General features: G+C 49.7%; 15 protein-coding genes, 1 tRNA gene and 1 pseudogene. 11 read left to right on the plus strand and 6 right to left on the minus strand.

Features of this window, described 5'->3' with window-relative positions; all coding sequences use genetic code 11:
- Positions 1-54: 54 nt before the first annotated feature.
- Complete coding sequence (locus LN737_RS24295) at positions 55-1,344, plus strand: hypothetical protein (RefSeq protein WP_405512803.1); 1,290 nt, start codon at positions 55-57, stop codon at positions 1,342-1,344.
- Positions 1,345-1,525: 181 nt separating this feature from the next.
- The gene (locus LN737_RS24300) at positions 1,526-3,112 is read left to right on the plus strand and encodes a hypothetical protein (RefSeq protein WP_405512805.1); all 1,587 of its coding nucleotides are present in this window, start codon (positions 1,526-1,528) and stop codon (positions 3,110-3,112) included.
- A gap of 59 nt (positions 3,113-3,171) precedes the next feature.
- On the opposite strand, the pseudogene LN737_RS24305 reads toward LN737_RS24300, so the two are convergent.
- The 3 genes and pseudogenes from LN737_RS24305 to LN737_RS24315 form a co-directional block, all read right to left on the minus strand.
- Positions 3,172-3,677 (minus strand): annotated as a pseudogene (locus tag LN737_RS24305) (shikimate kinase).
- Positions 3,678-3,750: 73 nt separating this feature from the next.
- Positions 3,751-4,896 (minus strand): BT_3928 family protein, encoded by a 1,146-nt coding sequence (locus tag LN737_RS24310; protein WP_405512807.1) that lies wholly within the window; start codon positions 4,894-4,896, stop codon positions 3,751-3,753.
- A gap of 80 nt (positions 4,897-4,976) precedes the next feature.
- Entirely contained in the window at positions 4,977-5,513 is a 537-nt protein-coding gene (locus LN737_RS24315) for a DUF1599 domain-containing protein (protein ID WP_405512809.1), read from the minus strand.
- Positions 5,514-5,587: 74 nt separating this feature from the next.
- Between LN737_RS24315 and folP the strand changes: the two genes are divergently transcribed.
- From folP to LN737_RS24340, 5 genes are all read left to right on the plus strand, one after another.
- A complete protein-coding gene (gene folP / locus LN737_RS24320; RefSeq protein WP_405512811.1) occupies positions 5,588-6,445 on the plus strand; it encodes a dihydropteroate synthase in 858 nt (285 codons plus the stop codon).
- Positions 6,446-6,524: 79 nt separating this feature from the next.
- A tRNA-Lys gene (locus LN737_RS24325) sits at positions 6,525-6,597 on the plus strand.
- 548 nt (positions 6,598-7,145) lie between these two features.
- Positions 7,146-11,720, plus strand: coding sequence for a glutamate synthase large subunit (gene gltB, locus LN737_RS24330; protein ID WP_405512813.1), 4,575 nt, complete (start codon positions 7,146-7,148; stop codon positions 11,718-11,720).
- Positions 11,721-11,733: 13 nt separating this feature from the next.
- Positions 11,734-13,224 carry a glutamate synthase subunit beta gene (locus LN737_RS24335; RefSeq protein WP_405512815.1) on the plus strand — a complete coding sequence of 497 codons (1,491 nt, stop codon included), beginning with the start codon at positions 11,734-11,736 and terminating at the stop codon, positions 13,222-13,224.
- 97 nt (positions 13,225-13,321) lie between these two features.
- Positions 13,322-14,470 carry an acyltransferase gene (locus LN737_RS24340; protein WP_405512817.1) on the plus strand — a complete coding sequence of 383 codons (1,149 nt, stop codon included), beginning with the start codon at positions 13,322-13,324 and terminating at the stop codon, positions 14,468-14,470.
- Here the strand turns inward: LN737_RS24340 and LN737_RS24345 are convergent.
- Together LN737_RS24345 and LN737_RS24350 are read right to left on the minus strand one after the other, a co-directional pair.
- Positions 14,460-15,170 carry a DUF2461 domain-containing protein gene (locus LN737_RS24345; protein ID WP_405512818.1) on the minus strand — a complete coding sequence of 237 codons (711 nt, stop codon included), beginning with the start codon at positions 15,168-15,170 and terminating at the stop codon, positions 14,460-14,462. The genes LN737_RS24340 and LN737_RS24345 overlap by 11 nt on opposite strands.
- 130 nt (positions 15,171-15,300) lie before the next feature.
- Positions 15,301-16,236: an AraC family transcriptional regulator gene (locus LN737_RS24350; RefSeq protein WP_405512820.1), complete on the minus strand. Its 936-nt coding sequence runs from the start codon at positions 16,234-16,236 to the stop codon at positions 15,301-15,303.
- Positions 16,237-16,351: 115 nt separating this feature from the next.
- Here LN737_RS24350 and LN737_RS24355 point away from each other — a divergent pair, with 115 nt between their 5' ends.
- The 4 genes from LN737_RS24355 (at position 16,352) to LN737_RS24370 (ending at position 19,119) form a co-directional block, all read left to right on the plus strand.
- Positions 16,352-17,875, plus strand: coding sequence for an aldehyde dehydrogenase family protein (locus LN737_RS24355; protein WP_405512822.1), 1,524 nt, complete (start codon positions 16,352-16,354; stop codon positions 17,873-17,875).
- A gap of 87 nt (positions 17,876-17,962) precedes the next feature.
- Positions 17,963-18,346, plus strand: a complete 384-nt coding sequence (locus tag LN737_RS24360; protein WP_405512824.1) for a DUF779 domain-containing protein — start codon at positions 17,963-17,965, stop codon at positions 18,344-18,346.
- A gap of 110 nt (positions 18,347-18,456) precedes the next feature.
- Positions 18,457-18,891: a DoxX family protein gene (locus LN737_RS24365; RefSeq protein WP_405512826.1), complete on the plus strand. Its 435-nt coding sequence runs from the start codon at positions 18,457-18,459 to the stop codon at positions 18,889-18,891.
- A gap of 36 nt (positions 18,892-18,927) precedes the next feature.
- Positions 18,928-19,119, plus strand: coding sequence for a hypothetical protein (locus LN737_RS24370; protein ID WP_405512828.1), 192 nt, complete (start codon positions 18,928-18,930; stop codon positions 19,117-19,119).
- An 84-nt stretch (positions 19,120-19,203) separates the two neighbouring features.
- Here LN737_RS24370 and LN737_RS24375 read toward each other — a convergent pair whose 3' ends face one another.
- Positions 19,204-20,241: a spore photoproduct lyase family protein gene (locus tag LN737_RS24375; protein ID WP_405512830.1), complete on the minus strand. Its 1,038-nt coding sequence runs from the start codon at positions 20,239-20,241 to the stop codon at positions 19,204-19,206.
- Between the last annotated feature and the right edge of the window lie 60 nt (positions 20,242-20,301).

Here is a 20,301-nt window from a genome sequence, read left to right on the forward strand (position 1 = left end):
TAGATTGAAAAGGATACTTACAATACGTCTTTACGACATTAATTCCCTGGCCAAATGAAAACGCAACGTCTATATCGCTACCTGACGCTGGCCGCGCTGATGGGCTTCTGGAGCTGTACTTCCAGTCGTCAGACCGCCCAGAATGCTAGTGAAGTCGATGACCTGTACGGCAACTCTGGTAATGCAGAGGTGTATGCCAGCAACCGTCAAGTTGACGGGTACAGCGATTATCGGTCGAGTCGCCAGCAACAACGCTCCGACCGTCAGCAGCGGTCCATGAAAAACGCAAACCCTGACTTCAACGATGAACAACAGGGTTACGACACTAACACCGACGAATATTATTCGGAACTAAGCACTCGCAAACTAAACCGTGGCTTATCGCCTGATCCGGGCTGGAACGACACGGGTACCAATGCCTATAATTCCGGCTTTGTGAATGGGTATAATTCGGCCATGACATCGGCTTATAGCTGGAATCGCTGGGGTTTCAACAACACCGGATTTTATAGCGGTCTGGGTCTTGGCTTAGGGATGGGTGGTCTTGGGTTTGGTTTCGGCAGTCCGTACTATTCGCCATTCTATGGTGGCTCGTATGCATACAGCCCCTTCTATTCGCCTTTCGGCTACGGCGGTTTGTATGATCCATTCTATAGCTCATATGCCTATGGGTGGGGCGGTGGACTTTACAGTCCCTTCTATTCACCTTTCGGCTACGGCGGCTATTATGGGGGTGGCTATTATGGCGGCAGTCCGGTATACGTAATATCCGGTGCCGATCCGTACCGTACGCGGACGTACTCACCTACAACCGGGCGAGCATCAGGCCGGTATACCTCCAGCTTCGACAACAGCCCACGGACGTATAATTCAGGTGGCGGACGTAGCGGCTATACAAACGCTGGTTCAGCCGGAACGTATACCAATAGCCGTGGCAATCGGGCCAACAGCGACAATTATTACGCGCGGCCAAGCACCACGAATCGGGGCAACTATTATTACGACAACAGTGGACGGGGTACTACCAATACGGCTACCGCGCCATCGTATAATAGCAATTCAGGTAATACCTACTACGCTCAGCCACGTCAGAGCAACCGGGGCAGTTACACCCCTTCAGACAATGGCTTTAGCAACCGCAGCTACCAGCAGCCTTCTTATCAAACCCAGAGCCAGGGCCGGGGTAGTTACAGTCAGCCAAGCTACAATCAGCCAAGCCAACCTACTTACAGTGCCCCAAGCCGGAGCTACAGTACGCCAAGCTACAGCGCGCCAAGTAGTGGTGGTGGTGGCTTCTCAGGCGGTGGTGGCCACTCAAGTGGTGGCGGACGCGGTCCCAGATAGTATTTGAGAAATTATCTATAAAAAAATCCCCGCTGATTAGGACAATTGGCGGGGATTTTCGTTTTGTATTCGTTGAGTGACTACGTATTTGAAAGATAGCCATTAAACGTTTATGGGCCTATCTGTTCTAAGTCGTAGAAACAGAACCTGGTCCCCCAATTGCTTAATAAAGTTTATATCCATGAATAAGCATTTCTTTCTTTCGGCGACTCTACTCGTATGCTCGCATCTGGCCTTTGGGCAGGGCGCGGCCTACGACTACGCGGATGACGCCTTCCGGTTTTCAGATTTCAATCAGAATGGCACGGCCCGCTTCCGTGGCCTTGGTGGAAATCATGCTGCTTTAGGAGGGGATGCCAGCAACCTTTCGGGAAATCCGGCAGGTCTGGCGTTCTATAATCGTTCTGAGATAAGCATAAGCCCTATGTTTACCTCATCCAATAACCAGAATACATTTCTGGGGCAGCAAACGAATAGTAGTAGTGGCAAAGTTAGCGTAGGTCAGTTTGGCGCCATCTTCGCGGGAGGGAACAACAATGGCAGCCGGCGGTTGCGTCGGTCAGCCTGGGGTGTTACGTATACACAGTCGGCAAATTTCTTTGATTACTCAAATGCACGCGGGCTGAACAACAACCCAAATTCATCAATTGCTCAGTCGTACGTAGAGGGGGCTAATAGTGCCGCGTATAGCGAAACGGATTTGATCAATGGATTTTATCCCAACGACCGGCAGGCTGATTTCCGGGAAGCTGCCGCCTATGGTTTATTTCTGATTAACCCTACAACAACTACTACGCCTTCGTATTCGGGACCTCCCTACACGCGCTTTGATGTCAATACGCAGAAAGATCAGCAATCTACAATAAGCCGTTCAGGAACCCACTCGCAATGGACATTAGCGTATGCGGGCAACCTGGATGATAAACTCTATATCGGTGGTTCGATTGCTCTGACTCATTTGCGCTATTCATCGGAGTTCAATTTTATCGAATCGCCGGTCAATGGTCAGTACTTTGTGAACTATGGGCAGGTTAACCGCTTCGATGTGAGAGGGAACGGCATTAATGCATCGTTTGGCCTTATTTATAAAGTAATTCCGGACCTGCAAATTGGTGTTACGGCAACATCGCCTACCTGGAGCAGTGCCAATGAGGTATTCAGCCAAACGCTTACCGCCAACGTAAAAAGTCCGAACCCCGGCAACATTTCGCTGATGACAAACTACGTTGACGTGGTAGACCCATCCAACAATTTTGAATATACACTCCAGACGCCTTTCCGCGGATCGTTCGGCGCTACGTATTTCATCAATAAAGGCAAAATTGGCTTTATCACCGCAACAGCCGAATATGTGAATTACGAAGGCATGCGCGTGCGGACATCGGCTTTCACAAACCAGCAGGACAACACCAATTTTAAGAATGACGTAAAAGGATTTGTTCAGGAAACGTACCAGAACGTAGTGAACCTACGGGCCGGTGCTGAAATTCGGGCGGGTCTGTTACGTGTACGGGCAGGCGTTGGGTATCTACCAAGTGCTTATAAACTTGATTTAGACCGTGTTGCGGCTACAGATCGGTCGAAGTTATTGCTATCGGCGGGTTTGGGAATGCGTAATGATCGCTTCTTCGCTGATCTGGCGGCTTCTTACCTGACGTATAAGTCGGGCTATTCACCCTATCAATTGAACAACGACTCTGCATCACCCACGGTAGCCATTAACAACCGTACTGCGAACGTAATGCTATCGGTAGGCGTATTTTTCTGAGCGTAATTGCCAAATCGCAAAGGCGTGCCACGGATAAAACCGTGGCACGCCTTTTTGTTTTATAACCACTCCCCTATTCTTCTCAACACTTCTTCCTCGGTCGTTTCTCCGGAAATAATGACGTTTGCCTGAGAGTAAAACGGTAAGCGCGTTTCATACCGCTTTTGCAGCACAGCCGGTAATTCAGGATCACTGGGATTGTTCAGGGGGCGATCTTCCTGCGCATGAGCCAGAATGCGCTTGACGAGAATATCTACGGGCACGTCTAAAAAATAGAAATTCCTGTGGCATTCATATAGGCCATGTTATCGTGAAAGCAGGGCATCCCCCCTCCGGTCGAAACAACCTGACTTCCACCCGGCCGAATAGTTCGCAGTACATTCCGTTCGGCTTCTCGAAAATACTCCTCGCCCGACTGCGCAAAAATATCGGCAATCGAACGGCCTTCTTTCCGAACAATCAGTTTATCGGTATCCACAAAACCATAGTGCAGCGCATCGGCAACACGTTTTCCCAGCGTACTCTTGCCGGATGAAGGCATGCCAATCAGAAAGATGTTTTTCATTCGCAATGGACGAATGAGTGAATGAGTGAATGAGCGAATAGAACAGTCGATTGTTATTCACTCATTCACTCATTCACTCATTCACAATTTTTTTAACTTCAGCCGCATCGGGCGTGCTGTTGTAGTGCCATTTACCACGTACTACGCCATTACTCATCAGCCACGTACCCGGGTTGGAGCGCATAATGGTTTTGAGAACGGTAGCATCCGCTTTGTAATAGGGCACGTTATCCAGCTGAAATTCGGTACGAAACGCTTTGATTTCGTCGTCGCTAACCGATGTCAGTATATACGGCGAAACCGCTGATCCCTGAAGGCCCTCAACCAGCGAACGTATCGCGGGCAGGCTTCCCGGATCGATATCTTTGGTGTTTTTGACAACAATGAAGAGTTTGTTTCCGGTAAAGGTTTCCTGCGTAAAATCAGTATCGCCGTTCCAGATACGGTAGTCCGTTATTTTGGGCTTGGCACTTTCATTGATCAGTACCATTTCCTTAAACTTATAGCTCTGATCAGACGGATATTGTTCGAATTCAGCCGTCTTGCCATCCTTCTCCATGATATACTTGTAGCGAAGTGGCTCCGACGGTTTCATTTGGGTAGGAATCGTTTTGCCAACCGCGTAGGGTAGCAAATCCAGCGGGGGTAAAAACTCAACGGCATAGATGCCTAGCCCCAGCGTAAGCAGAACCGTAAGCGTAACCAGCCATCCCGTTTTCCGAGCCCGAAGGCGGTTCCGGTGCCCAATAATGAACAGAATCAATACGGTCAGGATAACATCTTTGCCAAACGAGGTCCAGGGCTTTAGTTTAATGGCATCACCAAAACAGCCACAGTCCGTAACTCGATCGAAATAAGCCGAATAGAATGTCAGAAACGTGAAAAAGACAATCAGGAAGAACAATAACCAGACGGTCACTTTAGGTTTGTACGACGCCAGCAGAGCAACACCCAGAATCACTTCAGCCGCGCAGAACAGCACCGACATAACTAACGTAAAGGGAATCAGCGCCATGAAAAAATCGTGCAGAAACGGTACGTCCTGCGCGAATACTTCAAAATATTCCTCAAACTTGATCTGCGTGCCAACAGGATCATTAAGTTTGATAAGTCCCGAAAAAATAAAAACAACCCCGACCAGAATGCGGGCAATACGAGCCGCAATAAGCATCGGTGGCGTACCGGTTTTAACTTTAGGATGCGTTGTTGCTGGGTTCATGGTTTGCCATGAATAATGGGTAATGCAAAATGAACAATGGTACGCAGCACCAGTATTCATCTTACATTATCTATTATTCATTATTTAGTGAGTTTTATCAAACAAAAAACGGCGTAATTGATCATATCCATATAGTTGGCTTCCACCCCTTCCGAAACCAGCGTAGCCCCCCGATTATCTTCGATTTGTTTCGTACGCAGAAGCTTCATCAGAATGATATCCGTCATCGAACTGACTCGCATATCGCGCCAGGCTTCGCCGTAATCGTGGTTCTTGGCAAACAGCAGATCCATAACCTGCCCAACCTGTTTATCGTAATGCGTTTCAAGCTCGTCGGTAGGAATGTCGGTACGTGAGTCGTTAGCCAGTTCCATCTGAATCAACGCCATCACGCAGTAGTTAATTATTCCAACAAATTCAGGCTCAATACCCTCCCCCACGCGACTAACGCCCGTTTCCTGCAACGTTCGAATACGTTGGGCTTTAATAAAAATCTGGTCAGTGATGCTTGGCAGCCGCAAAATGCGCCAGGCGGTACCGTAATCTTGATTTTTTTTCAGGAATAAATCTTTGCAGCGTTGGATAACCTGCCGATATTCGGTTTCAGTTTGGGACATACAGATTGGTCATTCGTCATTGGTACGTTGTACGTCAGCTACTAAAGAATGGCTGATGACCAATAACATAATCAATGCCGAAAGTTACGAAAAAAACGCTGAACTGCCGGGGCCGACTGGTCGATTTGACAACACCTGCGGTGATGGGTATCCTGAACGTAACACCCGATTCGTTCTTTGCAGGCAGCCGTCTTTCAGGCCAGCAATCTGTGGCTGAAGCGGCCGTTGAGATTGCTCAGAAAATGCTGGCGGATGGCGCTACGTTCCTGGATATTGGCGGCTACTCGACTCGTCCCGGTGCGGCTGAAGTTAGCCCTTCTGAGGAAGCTGCCCGCGTACTGCCCGCCATTGAAGCCATAGTACATAGATTTCCGGATGCACTTATTTCTGTCGATACGTTCCGCGCTTCGGTGGCCAGGCAAGCCATCGGAGCCGGGGCTGCGCTTATCAACGACGTAGCAGGCGGCACACTCGACCCGGCCATGTTTGAAACCGCAGCCGCCTTGAATGCCCCCTATATACTCATGCATATGCGGGGCACACCCCAAACCATGCAGTCGCTGGCAACGTACCAGCATGTCGCCACGGAAGTCATCGATGAACTGTCAATCCGGCTGGCGGAACTGCGGTCGTTTGGCGTGAAAGACGTTATTCTTGACCCCGGATTTGGCTTTGCGAAGACGCCTGCGCAAAATTTTTTGCTCCTGAATTCTTTAGCCAACTTCGGTTTATTCGACGAACCGTTGCTGGTTGGACTGTCCCGCAAAACAACCATCTGGAAAACCCTGAACATCAGTGCGGATGAAGCCCTGAATGGAACCACTGTTCTGAACACGATTGCTCTGCAGAAGGGGGCTTCGATCCTGCGTGTTCACGACGTTCGGGAAGCCGTGGAAGCGGTAAAATTAACCCGGCACTTAACTTTTTTTTGATTCTCTCTTGCGTAAAGCAAAACAAACTCCTACTTTTGCATTCCCAAACGACGACGACAGGTTCGCTCGCAGGGAAAATGATTCGGTAGCTCAGCTGGTAGAGCAATACACTTTTAATGTATGGGTCCTGGGTTCGAATCCCAGCCGAATCACAAAAAGCCCAAAGCCGCTCAATCGAGCGGCTTTTTTGTTTTCACTCACACCTGCCTGGCTGTTTTTTCCCAACGTTATATCGGATACGTTTCGCGATTGCCAAACACTTGTATCCATTTTATCCGCTACGTTATCCGATTAAAAACCGACTGATTACCTACCCACGTTGATCTTCAGGAATTACTTATTTAATGCCACTAATATGACGTTAATAAAGCCAAATAATAGTCGTCAAATACACGTCTTTTCGAGTAAACGCGACTAAAACCAATTAATGAATTGGCATTTTTCAAGAAGAATTATAATCAAAGTTACAATTAGGGCCGTTTACTATTAAATTCCGACAAAAGCTGTTTTTGCCCAATTTTTTTCGTAGTATATTGCATGACTTTGTCACAAACGCCCTTCAGCCCGACCACCATCTCCGGATTTTATTTTACGCCGGGCTACTTGTTAATTTAGATTTTCTTAATAATCGGCACTGTTTTTTGCGATTCTTTCAATAAGAGTCTTCAAATCGGTAGCCTTATCCAACACTGTTACGACCATGTCTGATCAGGTTGACCAATTAGCGGGCCTATATCGCCCCGAGTTTGAACACGATAACTGCGGTATCGGCTTTGTAGCCCATATTAAAGGCCGTAAGTCTCACAAAATTGTATCGGATGCGCTCCAGATGCTCCGACGTATGGAACACCGGGGTGCCGTTGGTTCGGAGCCAAACTCCGGCGACGGAGCTGGTTTGCTCATCCAGATTCCTCACGAGTTTTTCGTCGATGAAACCCGTAAGCTGGGCGTTCATCTGCCACCTGCGCTCGAATATGGCGTGGGTATGGTCTATTTCCCGAAAGACGTATGGCTCCGTGAAGAATGTCGGGCGGTGTTGAACCGCAAGATGAAGAGGCTCGGCCTAGAGTTGCTGTGTTACCGGGTGGTCCCTGTCAATAATAGTGATTTGGGTAACGGCTCGCGTTCGGCAGAACCTCAAATGGAGCAGGTGTTTATCAAACGCCCTGCCGACGTTACTAATGCCGACGATTTTGAGCGTAAATTATACATTCTTCGGAATTACAGTACCCGCATCATCAATGAGACCATTGCGGGTGTTGATCACTTCTACTTTTCGTCGCTTTCCTGCCGGACCATTACGTATAAGGGGCAGCTTACAACCCTTCAACTGGAGCCATATTTCCCGGACCTTCAGAACGACGAGGTTGTTTCAGCGATTGGGGTTGTGCATTCACGCTTTTCAACCAATACGTTCCCTTCCTGGAAACTGGCCCAGCCGTTCCGGTATATCGCACACAATGGCGAAATCAACACCGTTCGGGGCAACGTAAACTGGATGAAGGCCGCTGAAGGGCTGCTTGAATCAACCAAGTTTACGAAGGAAGAGATGGACATGCTGTTGCCCATCTGCGATCCAAAGCAATCGGATTCCGCTAACCTCGACAATGCAATTGAGTTGCTGGTCATGAGCGGCCGGTCACTACCGCACGTCATGATGATGCTCGTACCGGAAGCCTGGGATGGTAATGAACACATGGACCCGGTTCGGAAGGCGTTTTATGAGTTCCATGCAGCGCTTATCGAGCCCTGGGACGGTCCGGCCTCGATTTCCTTTACGGATGGCCGTATTGTTGGTGCTACGCTCGACCGGAACGGCTTGCGTCCATCGCGTTTCTGGGTCACCAGCGACGACGTAGTGATTATGGCGTCGGAAGTTGGAGTTCTGGATATTGATCCGGCCATCGTTGTTTCGAAAGGTCGTTTACAGCCCGGCAAAATGTTCCTGGTCGATATGGAGCAGGGACGTATTGTATCCGACGAAGAAATCAAAGCCGATATCTGCGCCAAGCAGCCCTATCAGCAATGGCTCGATACCAATAAAATAAAGATTCACGATCTGGAAGCGCCAATCCGGTCGTACAACCCGTATGATCCGGCCAAGCTGCTTCGTATGCAGCAGGCATTTGGCTTTACGTCCGAAGACCTTCGGATGATTCTGGCGCCAATGGTCGAAACAGGGAAGGAAGCCCTTGGCTCAATGGGCACCGACGTTCCGTTGGCGGTATTGTCGGAGCAGAGCCAGCACATGAGCCACTACTTCAAGCAATTGTTCGCGCAGGTAACCAACCCCCCGATTGACTCCATTCGGGAACGGGCGATCATGTCATTGATTTCGTTCGTTGGTGCTACGTATAACTTGCTGAGTGAGTCGCCCGAACACTGTCGTCAGGTTGAGTTGGAACAGCCGGTTCTGACCACGAAAGAATTTGACAAACTTCGGTTCATCGATAAACCCAAATTCCAGGCCAAAACCATCAACTGTCTGTTTACGGCTGATGGCGATGGCAAGTCGCTGGAGCGGGCTCTTGATCGCATCTGCCGCTACGCTGAAGATGCCATTCAGGATGGCTATTCGATTCTGGTTCTCTCCGACCGGGCCATCGATTCCAGCCACGCGCCGATTCCGTCGCTACTCTCAACGTCTGCTATTCACCACTATCTGATTCGTCAGGGATTGCGGGGGAAAGTCGGTATTGTTGTCGAAGCGGGCGACGTTTGGGAGACGCACCACGTCGCTACGTTGATTGGCTATGGCGCATCAGGTGTGAACCCCTACATGGCTTTCGAAACGATTGCCAGTATGAAAGAAAAAGGGCTGCTGACGGTTGACTACGACCTCGACAAGTTGTTCAAAAACTACGTCAAAGCGGTTAACGGCGAGCTGCTCAAAATCTTCTCGAAGATGGGGATTTCAACCCTGCAATCGTATCAGGGTGCCATGATTTTCGAGTGCCTGGGTCTGAACCAGGACGTAGTGAGCCGTTACTTTACTGGTACGGTTTCGCGAATTGGCGGCATGGGTCTGGATGAGATTGCCCGTGAGATTCTGGTTCGGCACTGTGTGGCATTCCCGCCTGCACCTGTAGCGGCTCCACGGCTGGAAGTTGGTGGTATCTATCAGTGGAAACAACGGGGCGAAAAACACATTTTCAATCCCGATACCATCCACCTGCTTCAGCAGTCTACCAAGAAAAACGATTATACGATCTTCAAGAAGTACTCCAAACTAATTGACGATCAGACGCAGAAGGCGATTACACTACGTGGTCTGCTGAAATTCAGAAAAGGCACGCCTGTACCGCTTGACGAAGTTGAACCGATCGAAAGCATTTTCAAACGCTTTGCTACCGGCGCAATGTCGTTCGGCTCCATTTCGTGGGAAGCGCACACAACGCTGGCCATTGCCATGAACCGCATTGGCGGCAAAAGCAACTCCGGCGAAGGTGGCGAAGATGAACTGCGTTATAAGCCGCTTGAAAACGGCGACAGCATGAATTCGAGCATCAAGCAGGTAGCCTCGGGCCGATTCGGCGTAACGAGCTACTACCTGACGAATGCGAAGGAATTACAAATAAAAATGGCGCAGGGTGCCAAGCCCGGCGAAGGTGGTCAGTTACCCGGATTCAAAGTCGATGACTGGATTGGCCGGACTCGCCACTCAACGCCCGGTGTGGGTTTGATTTCGCCCCCACCCCACCACGATATTTACTCGATTGAAGACCTGGCCCAGCTCATTTCCGATCTTAAAAACGCTAACCGTGATGCCCGCATCAGTGTTAAGCTCGTATCGGAAGCCGGAGTTGGAACGATTGCCGCCGGGGTAGCCAAAGCCCACGCCGATCATATTCTTATTTCGGGGCATGATGGCGGAACGGGTGCATCCCCGCTTTCGTCGATCCGTCACGCTGGTTTGCCCTGGGAATTAGGGCTGGCTGAAGCGCATCAGACGCTGGTTAAAAACAAACTGCGTGGCCGCGTTACGGTACAGACCGACGGACAAATCCGGACCGGTCGTGACCTGGCCATAGCTGCCTTGCTGGGCGCCGAAGAATTTGGCGTGGCCACGGCCGCTCTGGTAGCTGCGGGTTGTATCATGATGCGTAAGTGTCACCTGAACACCTGCCCGGTAGGGGTAGCCACCCAGAATACGGAGCTACGTGCCCTGTTTACTGGTAAGCCCGAACACGTGGTGAACATGTTCACCTTCCTGGCGATGGAACTACGCGAGATTATGGCTGAGCTGGGCTTCCGGACCATCAACGAAATGGTTGGGCAGGTCCAAATGCTCGAACTTCGCGAGAACCTGGCTCACTGGAAATACAAGAACATCAACCTCGACGCGCTGCTGTACAAAGAGCCTACAACGCTCGACGTAGCGCTGTACAAGCAGGAAGAGCAGAATCATTATCTGGACGATGTACTCGACCGGAAACTGATCGAACTGGCCCAGCCTGCCCTGAAGTCGGCGGAAAACGTATACGGCGAGTTTACCGTACAGAACATTGACCGAAGCATTGGTACGATGCTCTCCAACGAAATCTCGAAAGTGTACGGTGGGCCGGGTCTGCCCGAAAGTACCATCCACATTAAACTGCGGGGTACAGCAGGCCAAAGCTTTGGTGCCTTTGGAACAAGCGGTATCAAACTCGAACTCGAAGGCGACGCCAACGACTACTTTGGCAAAGGCCTTTGCGGAGCGCAACTGATTGTTTACCCGGACCGGGCGGCCCAGTTCCAGCCCGAAGAGAACAGCATCGTGGGGAACGTATCGTTCTACGGCGCTACGTCGGGCGAAGCCTTTATACGCGGGATGGCGGGCGAACGATTCTGTGTTCGTAACTCAGGCGGTAAGGTAGTAGTAGAAGGCGTCGGCGATCACGGTCTTGAATACATGACGGGTGGACTGGCCATTATTCTCGGAAAAACAGGTCGCAACTTCGCAGCCGGTATGTCGGGCGGTGTAGCTTATGTCTGGGATCAGGACGGCACGTTTGCGTCGAAAGTAAACCCCGAAATGGTAAGCCTGGAGCCACTCAATGAGGAAGACATGGGCATCGTTCGGGAATACGTCGACAAGCATTTCCAGTACACGACCAGCAACGTAGCGCTCAATCTGATTCAGGACTGGGACAACCTGATTGGTCAGTTTGTAAAAGTAATGCCAGGCGACTTCCGCAAAGCACTGGCTGGTCGGGGCATCTCGCTGGCCGATCAGATTCGCGACAAAAGCATTGTTTATCAGGATATAACCGTAGACGTAACGCACGGGTAAGAATTTAGTACGAATGGGAAAACCTACCGGATTTTTAGAATTTGCGCGCGAACTACCCAAAAAGCGCGACCCGCAGCAGCGGATTCACGATTACAAGGAAATTGAAGTGCCGCATTCGGAAATGGATTCTCAGCGGCAGGCAGCCCGCTGTATGGACTGCGGTACGCCCTTTTGCCACAGCGGATGCCCCCTAGGGAACATCATTCCGGAGTTCAACGATGCCGTTTATGAGCAGAACTGGGCTTATGCGTACGAGATTCTAAGCTCGACCAACAATTTCCCTGAATTTACAGGGCGCATTTGTCCGGCTCCCTGCGAAGCATCCTGTGTTCTGGGTATCAACAAACCACCGGTTGCTATCGAGTTTATCGAGAAATCGATTGCCGAGGCCGCTTTTGAGCATGGCTACGTAACGCCTAAAATTCCCAAAGAGCATACCGGCAAACGGGTAGCCGTTATTGGGTCTGGTCCGGCTGGACTGGCAGCGGCAGCACAGCTTAACAAAGCCGGGCATTCCGTCACGGTGTTTGAGCGGGCCGATCAGATCGGTGGTCTGCTGCGCTACGGTATTCCTGATTTCAAACTGGAAAAATGGACCATCGATCGTCGGCTGGCCGTCATGGAGGCCGAAGGCGTTACGTTTAAAACGGGAGTTAACGTCGGCGTCGATCTGAAAGCCAACGACTTACTGGAACAATTTGATTTGGTCATGCTGACGGGTGGATCAACGGTGCCACGCGATCTGCCCATTAAGGGCCGTGAGCTGAAAGGCATTTACCCCGCCATGGAATTCCTGAGCCAGCAGAACAAACGGAACGCAGGTCGCGCCGTAGAGGTCGACCACCGGGGCGAAAAATACGGTGATGGTGAACTCTGGGCAACCGACAAAAATGTGGTAGTAATCGGCGGTGGTGATACGGGTTCCGACTGTGTGGGTACCTCAAACCGGCATGGGGCAAAAAGCGTAACGCAAATTGAGCTGATGCCCATGCCGCCAAAAGATCGGGCAGAGAGCACACCCTGGCCCAACTGGCCAATGATGCTACGTACCAGTACGTCGCACGAAGAAGGGTGCGACCGGCACTGGTCGATCAATACGAAAGAATTTATTGGCGACGAAGCCGGAAATCTGAAAGCCTTACGTATCGTTGATCTAACGTGGAAAAATGAAAACGGGCGGATGCAAATGGTTGAACTACCCGGCTCCGAGCGCGACATTCCCTGCGAGTTAGCTTTGCTGGCTGCTGGTTTTCTGCATCCACAGCACAACGGTCTGCTCGACGACCTCGGCCTTGAATATGATGAGCGCGGCAACGTAAAAGCCACCAATTATCAGACGACTACTAACCCTAAAGTATTTGCAGCTGGCGATATGCGTCGGGGGCAGTCTCTGGTGGTGTGGGCCATTTCAGAAGGTCGCGAAGCCGCCCGTGCTGCTGACTGCTACCTGATGGGCGAAACCATGCTCGAAGCCAAAGCCGTTTCGATGATTTCTGTTGAGTAATAATTTATTGATAAATAAAAAGTTGCCCGGGAGTCGATGTTAACATTGGCTACCGGGCAACTTTTTTGTATTCAGGTAAAGCGCCTACGTACGATTGATGTTAGAAACCCAAGTCTCGGCTACTGCCTTTGCGGACACAAAACCGCATTACAATATACTTGACGGATTACGTGGCGTAGCGGCATTAACAGTTGTGTGTTTTCATTTATTTGAAGCCTATGCAACCAGTCATATAGACCAAAAAATCAACCACGGATATCTGGCTGTTGATTTTTTCTTTATCCTGTCTGGCTTTGTTGTGGCCTATGCATACGATGACCGATGGGCGACGATGACCATAAGCGATTTCATCAAACGGCGATTTATTCGTCTGCATCCGATGGTCGTCATTGGGGCGATTATCGGAGCTGTACTGTTCTACTTCCAGGGTTGCGCTGCCTGGGACGTTTCAAAAGTATCGGTAACCAGTTTATTGATAGCGACCTTTATCAATGCCTGTCTCATTCCGGCAACTCCCGGTTTCGAAATTCGGGGCGTTGGTGAAATGTACCCGCTGAACGGGCCAAGCTGGTCGTTGTTTTACGAATATATTGGTAATATTCTCTATGCATTCTTTATCCGTAAGCTTTCGACCAGCGCCCTTTCTATACTGGTTCTATTGGCAGGTTGCGGATTGGCAGCGTTTGCCATTTGGGGGCCATACGGCGATATATGCGTCGGATTTTCTCTGACAGGAGACAATATAATCGGCGGTACGCTGCGTATGTTATTTTCTTTTTCGGCAGGCTTGTTACTAGCTCGCAAATTCAAACCTATCCCTGTAAAAGGGGCTTTCTGGATAGGAGGTTTGGCTATTGTTATCTTATCAGCCATACCACGTATCGGCGGTAATGACCATTTATGGATGAACGGGGTATATGATACGGTCTGTTTTGCTGTTGTCTTTCCGCTACTTGTTTATCTTGGCGCTTCAGGAAAGACAACGGACGAACTGACCACCCGGCTATGCAAATTTTTAGGGGATATTTCTTACCCGCTGTATATGGTACATTATCCCTTTATCTACTGGTATTATGCCTGGGTTAAAAACGAAAAGCTCACATTCGTACAATCGCTGCCTGGTGCCTCAGCGCTCGTTCTTGGCTCTATAGTATTGGCATATTTGAGCTTAAAACTGTATGATGAACCCGTGCGCAGGTTTTTGACGAAGTATCTTTTAGGAGTACAGAACTCGTTTAGAGCGTAACCGACTCTTCTTTTTCATCAAAAAACAGATAATTCAGCAAATCGCAGTAGGGTTTAATGATCAGACAGCCACGTACCAGTTCCTCGGCAAAGTTGGGTTTCAAAACATCTTTATCGGTATAGCGGTGCATAAAGAACAGCTCTTTCCGACGTAGCAGATCGATTTCCGGATGATCGGCCGGATACCCTTTCGGCATCGACTTGAGCATTTCACCGTGCGCTTCCGGAAAATACGCTTTAAACGCTTCTGCTTCAATGATGTCTTTCAACTCCTGAACATTATAATCTATTTCCTGCCGAAACTTGGCGAGGTTTGCCGGAGTGGGCTGCCACATACCCGCGCCCAGAAACGATTGATTGTCGGGCTGAATATGTACGTAGTAATCAATCCGGCCCGATTGCCGACCACCGGGGCCAATGGCGAACGCCAGATTCGATTTGTAAGGAGCTTTGCCTTTCGAGAACCGAATGTCGCGGTTGATGCGGAAAATGCAGTCTTTTACTGACGTATTGGCCAATGGCTCGAACGGACTTAAACCGGTCAGCACGCGCTCGGTTACGGCACACAGTTCAGCCTTGGCTGAGTCGTAACGGGGGCGGTTCGCATGAAACCATTCACGATTATTGTTTTGAACGAGTTCGCGCATGAACTCCAGCGTAGACGCTGTAAAGGCAGCTTTTGAGGCAGATTGTTTTGTCATAACTCATCAAAGTTAGACAAATTCGGGTTACGGTTTGTAGGGAATTCAGGTTTATAACCCGGCGTGTAGACCCATTAATGCAAAACGTATTAAGCGTCAATCGTTTAAACGTTAGTGTATAATCGCCCAGTCAATTCATGCCAAAAAGCTGCCGCTTAAACTGCCGGGGGCTGATGTGTTCTATAGATCGAAAGGCGGTGCTGAAATGCGCCAGACTATTAAAGCCCGACTCATAACAGGCATCGGTAATGCTTTTGGTCGGGTGACTCAGAATCACTTTAGCCCGACGAATACGTTCGGTCAGGATAAACTGCGCGGGCGAAACGCCAAGTTCGCTTTTGAACAGCCGGAAGAAGTGTGATTTTGATAAACAGGCTTTATCACAAAGTTCCTCCACCGAAAGAGCACGGGTCAGGTTCTCCCGAATATACGCCACTACGTAGGCCAGCCGGTTTGTGGTCAGATGCTGGTTTGTTTGCTGAAGAAGCCCCGTTCGTACCTGCGTTTGCGAAAGCCTGACAATCAACTCACGCAGCGTATTTTTGATGAAGAACGGTTTAAACGGATTATTTTCCCGAAACAGCCGAATCAACTTGTCGATGAGCGAGCTGATTTCCGGATCATTTTGAAGCAAATAGCTGTCTGTATCCAGTTGCCATTGATCGGTCGTTTCGACACGAGGCACCTGCTCATTCAGTTCAGCAACGGTTTCGCGGATAAACTCATCTGAAATGGTCAGGGCCAGGCAACGGGTTGGTTCATCGAACGTAGCGTCTGGAAAATCAATCTGCATCAGGCGATCAGAGGGAAGCAGCAACGATTCACCGGGCTGATAGTTAAACGGCTCACGCTCCCGCAGATGCATCACTTTCCGCCCGCTTAGCATACTGGTCATTACGGGTGCATTGAAGCGTAACTGAATAAGGTGGGCCTGCTGAAAAGTCTCGTATAAATGGAGTTCGGCCTCATCATGGCTTAGTGTCAGCTTATTTTCCACAAGTGTATCGAGCCGGGCGCCCCATGCACTAATAGCTTCATTTTTAATCACTTTCCCTGCTTTTTCCATACAAAGTGAAGATGAGACAATTCCGAAAGTATTTAAGACTATAACGCAATTACGCTTGGACAATTACGGCAAAATTTGTGAAAAAACCATTAACTTATATAAACCTGTTTAACAGATGCAAACCGCAGAAGCACCCAGCAAAATTTTGCCACGGCCCATGTTTAAAACGCAGTACGAAAACTACATCGGTGGCAAATGGGTAGCCCCCGTCGATGGTGAGTACTTTGCCAATCATTCCCCGGTAGATGATAGTCTGATTGCCCGCGTACCCCGTTCCAAAGCCGCCGATATTGACCTGGCCCTCGATGCCGCTCATCAGGCGTTTCCGGCCTGGTCGCGCACCTCAGCTACCGAACGGAGCAACATGCTGATAAAAATTGCGGAGGTCATCGAGCAGAATCTGGAGTTTCTGGCTCGGGTCGAAACCGTCGAAAATGGTAAAGCCGTCCGCGAAACGCTGGCCGCCGACCTGCCCCTGGTTGTCGACCACTTCCGCTACTTTGCGGGTGTCATCCGCGCGGAAGAAGGTTCCATCGCCGAACTCGATGCCAACACCGTTTCCATGATCATTAAAGAACCCATTGGCGTAGTGGGCCAGATCATCCCCTGGAACTTCCCCCTGCTGATGGCTACCTGGAAACTGGCTCCCGCCCTGGCTGCGGGCTGCTGTGTGGTGATGAAACCCGCCGAGCAGACGCCCACCTCTATTCTGGTGCTGATGGAAATTCTGGAAGGGCTGATTCCACCGGGCGTGGTCAACATCGTCAATGGGTTTGGTCCCGAAGCGGGCAAGCCTCTGGCTCAGAGCAAGCGGATAGCTAAGGTAGCCTTCACGGGTGAGACCACTACGGGTCGGTTGATCATGCAGTATGCCTCAGAAAATCTGATTCCGGTAACGATGGAGCTGGGAGGCAAATCACCTAATATTTTCATGGAGTCGATCGCCGATGCGGATGACGAGTTCTTTGATAAGTGTGTCGAAGGGGCGGTGATGTTTGCCCTCAATCAGGGAGAAATCTGTACCTGTCCATCGCGTTTGCTGATTCATGAAAAAGCGTATGATCGGTTTATCGAACGCGTAATTGAGCGCACAAAAGCCATCAAACTCGGCCACCCGCTAGATCCAGACACAATGATGGGGGCCCAGGCCAGCAACGACCAGTACGAAAAGATTCTTTCCTACATCGACATCGGTAAAAAAGAAGGAGCTGAGGTATTAACAGGCGGACAGGCCGCTAAATTAAACAGTGGTCTGGAGAACGGTTATTACATTGAGCCGACGATCTTCAAAGGCAACAACAAGATGCGGATCTTCCAGGAAGAAATCTTCGGGCCGGTGGTGTCGGTTGCTACGTTTAAAGATACTGACGAAGCGATTCAACTGGCGAATGATACGCTCTACGGACTGGGTGCCGGCCTGTGGACGCGCGATGCGCATGAGCTGTATCAGGTTCCGCGGGCGATACAAGCAGGTCGTGTGTGGGTGAACTGCTACCATAACTACCCAGCTCACGCGCCATTTGGCGGCTACAAAAAGTCGGGCTTTGGCCGCGAGAATCACCACATGATGCTCAACCACTACCGGCAGACGAAAAACCTGCTGATTTCGTACAGCAAAAGCAAGCTTGGATTCTTTTAATCAATTTTGAATGAGTAAATGATAGAATGAGTGAATAGCATACGTTTGCCTTATTCACTCATTCTATCATTCAATAATTCAATCATTATGACGAATCGCATCGACCTTACACCGGCGGCTGCCGAAGTTATTGATAAATTGCGCGCTCAGCACGGGCCGTTAATGTTTCACCAGAGTGGCGGTTGTTGCGACGGTTCTTCGCCTATGTGCTATGCGGTCGGTGATTTCATCATCGGTTCGTCGGATGTGTGGCTAGGACAAATTTATGGCTGCGACTTCTGGATGTCGGGCGACCAGTTTGAATACTGGCAACACACCCATCTAACCATCGACGTAACGCCCGGTCGCGGAGCTAGTTTCTCACTTGAAATTCCGCTGGGCGTTCGATTTCTCATCCGGTCACGACTATATGAGCCCGACGAAATGGAAAACCTGTCGCCGGTACATATTGGGCCGCTTGAAACCGTTTAAGCGTATTATGGATTTTGGGTAACGAAAAGCTTTATAGCGTTGACAATCAGCTTGCTTTTTACGAAACATGACGTTATATTCGATTAGTATTCTCTAAACCGATTATAGTTATGAACATGTTACATCGTATTGAGCATTGGGGCGATACGCATCACCCCGCCTGGACAGATGCCCTGCGGATTATGCTGGGGGTCATTCTCGTTCTGAAAGGCATCAGCTTTATCAGTGACACGACTTATCTGACGCAACTGATGGGCGGGCTACATTTCGGTCTTTTTCCGGTCATGGCGGTTCATTACGTAGCATTCGCTCATTTGGTAGGCGGTTTCCTGATTGCGCTGGGATGCCTGACGCGCCTGATGTCGATTCTGCAACTACCCATTCTGATAGCTGCGGTATTCTTTGTCAACATTCGTCAGGGTTTCTCTCCGCTGAATTCTGAGCTTTGGTTATCGCTGATCGTTCTGATTCTTCTGCTTACGTTCATCGTCCTTGGGTCCGGTCGCTTTTCAATGGACGAATATGTGAAACAACACGCCCACTGATACGTTATTGGTTTTAATCACAAACCAATCAACGTCATGAAAGATAAAACCCTGGAAAACGTAGAAAAAGAATACGAAGGACAACGTATTACCGGCGATCAGGACAACGGTACTGGTCATGGCCAGAAAGGAAATGGGCGCAGTTCCGTATCGCACAAAAGCTCCGCAAAAGGAAGTAGCAGTGCGGGCGGGTCAACAGGCGGAAGCAAAGGTGGACATAGCAATTAATAAGAACCAGGATTTGAACAGGATTGTAAGGATTCGCAAGATTAAAAATCAAGTAAATCCTTTCAATCCTGTTCAAATCCTGGTTCAGAATATATACCGGATCTGGCACCAGGGTATTTCTTCGCGTACCAACCCCTCAAATACCTCGATCATTTTACGCTTCAACTGGTGGTTGTAGCGGATGTTCCAGCCACCAAACTGACTGACCTTACTCTCCTGCAATTCGGGCACCCAAAGCAACTCTTCAGCTTTCGGATTGATGGCCAGATTGGCCTGATGCTGCCACTGGTTGTGCGTCAGAAAAATCACTTCGCATTTGAGCTGTTCCCTTACTTCAGGCCGCAAAGCCGCATCGAGCTGCCGGAACAACTCGCGGTAGTCGTTACGCCAGGTTTTACCGCCGTACACAATTACAGGTGAGAAATTGACGTGAACTTCGTATCCGGCCTCGTAAAAGTCGTTGATGACGGCAATACGCTTCTCGATACTGTCGGTTCGCACATCAACCAATTTGCTTACGTGACTAGGCATCAGACTGAACCGAATACGTACTTTTCGCTGCGGATCAAATTTCAGCATGGCCGAATTGACAAACTTCGTGGCAAAGGTGGCTTTCGCGCGGGGATGTGCCCGATAAAACTCGAATACCTGCCGTATACCGTCGGTCAGGCTATAATCAATGGAAATGTCGGAGTTACAGCCGATGTCGTATGTGTAAAATTCAGGGTCGGTTTGATTGATAACTTTAGGCCAGGCCAGGCTCATGACGTGCCGGTCGACCGAGGCAATGTTTTCTTCAACATTGGTAAAGAGCGTAATGGGATTCACATTCTTGTGCCGGTCAACGTAACAATACGCACACCCTCCAAAACACCCATTCGCCAGGCTGGGCGCAATGTAATCAGCGCTACGTCCGCTCCACTTGATATCCTGCGTTTTTAGTCGCCCCAGAACCAGTACGTCGGATTTAATCTTAAAATGATTCATACCCAACTCCGGCAGGCGATTATGCTGCTTTACTTCGAGCGTTTCGGCCTCCGGAAATTTTGCCAGTACAGTCTCCCCTCTTCCATTGAGTGCGTCGGCGGTATAGAGGATCAAAGACGGATTGAAATCGGGCATGAAACAGACGTTAGGTTATACTATTTAAACGCCTGACAGAAGCGCTTAGTTCAAATCGAA

The sequence above is a fragment of the Spirosoma sp. KNUC1025 genome, from assembly GCF_045160025.1.
Classification (GTDB): domain Bacteria; phylum Bacteroidota; class Bacteroidia; order Cytophagales; family Spirosomataceae; genus Spirosoma.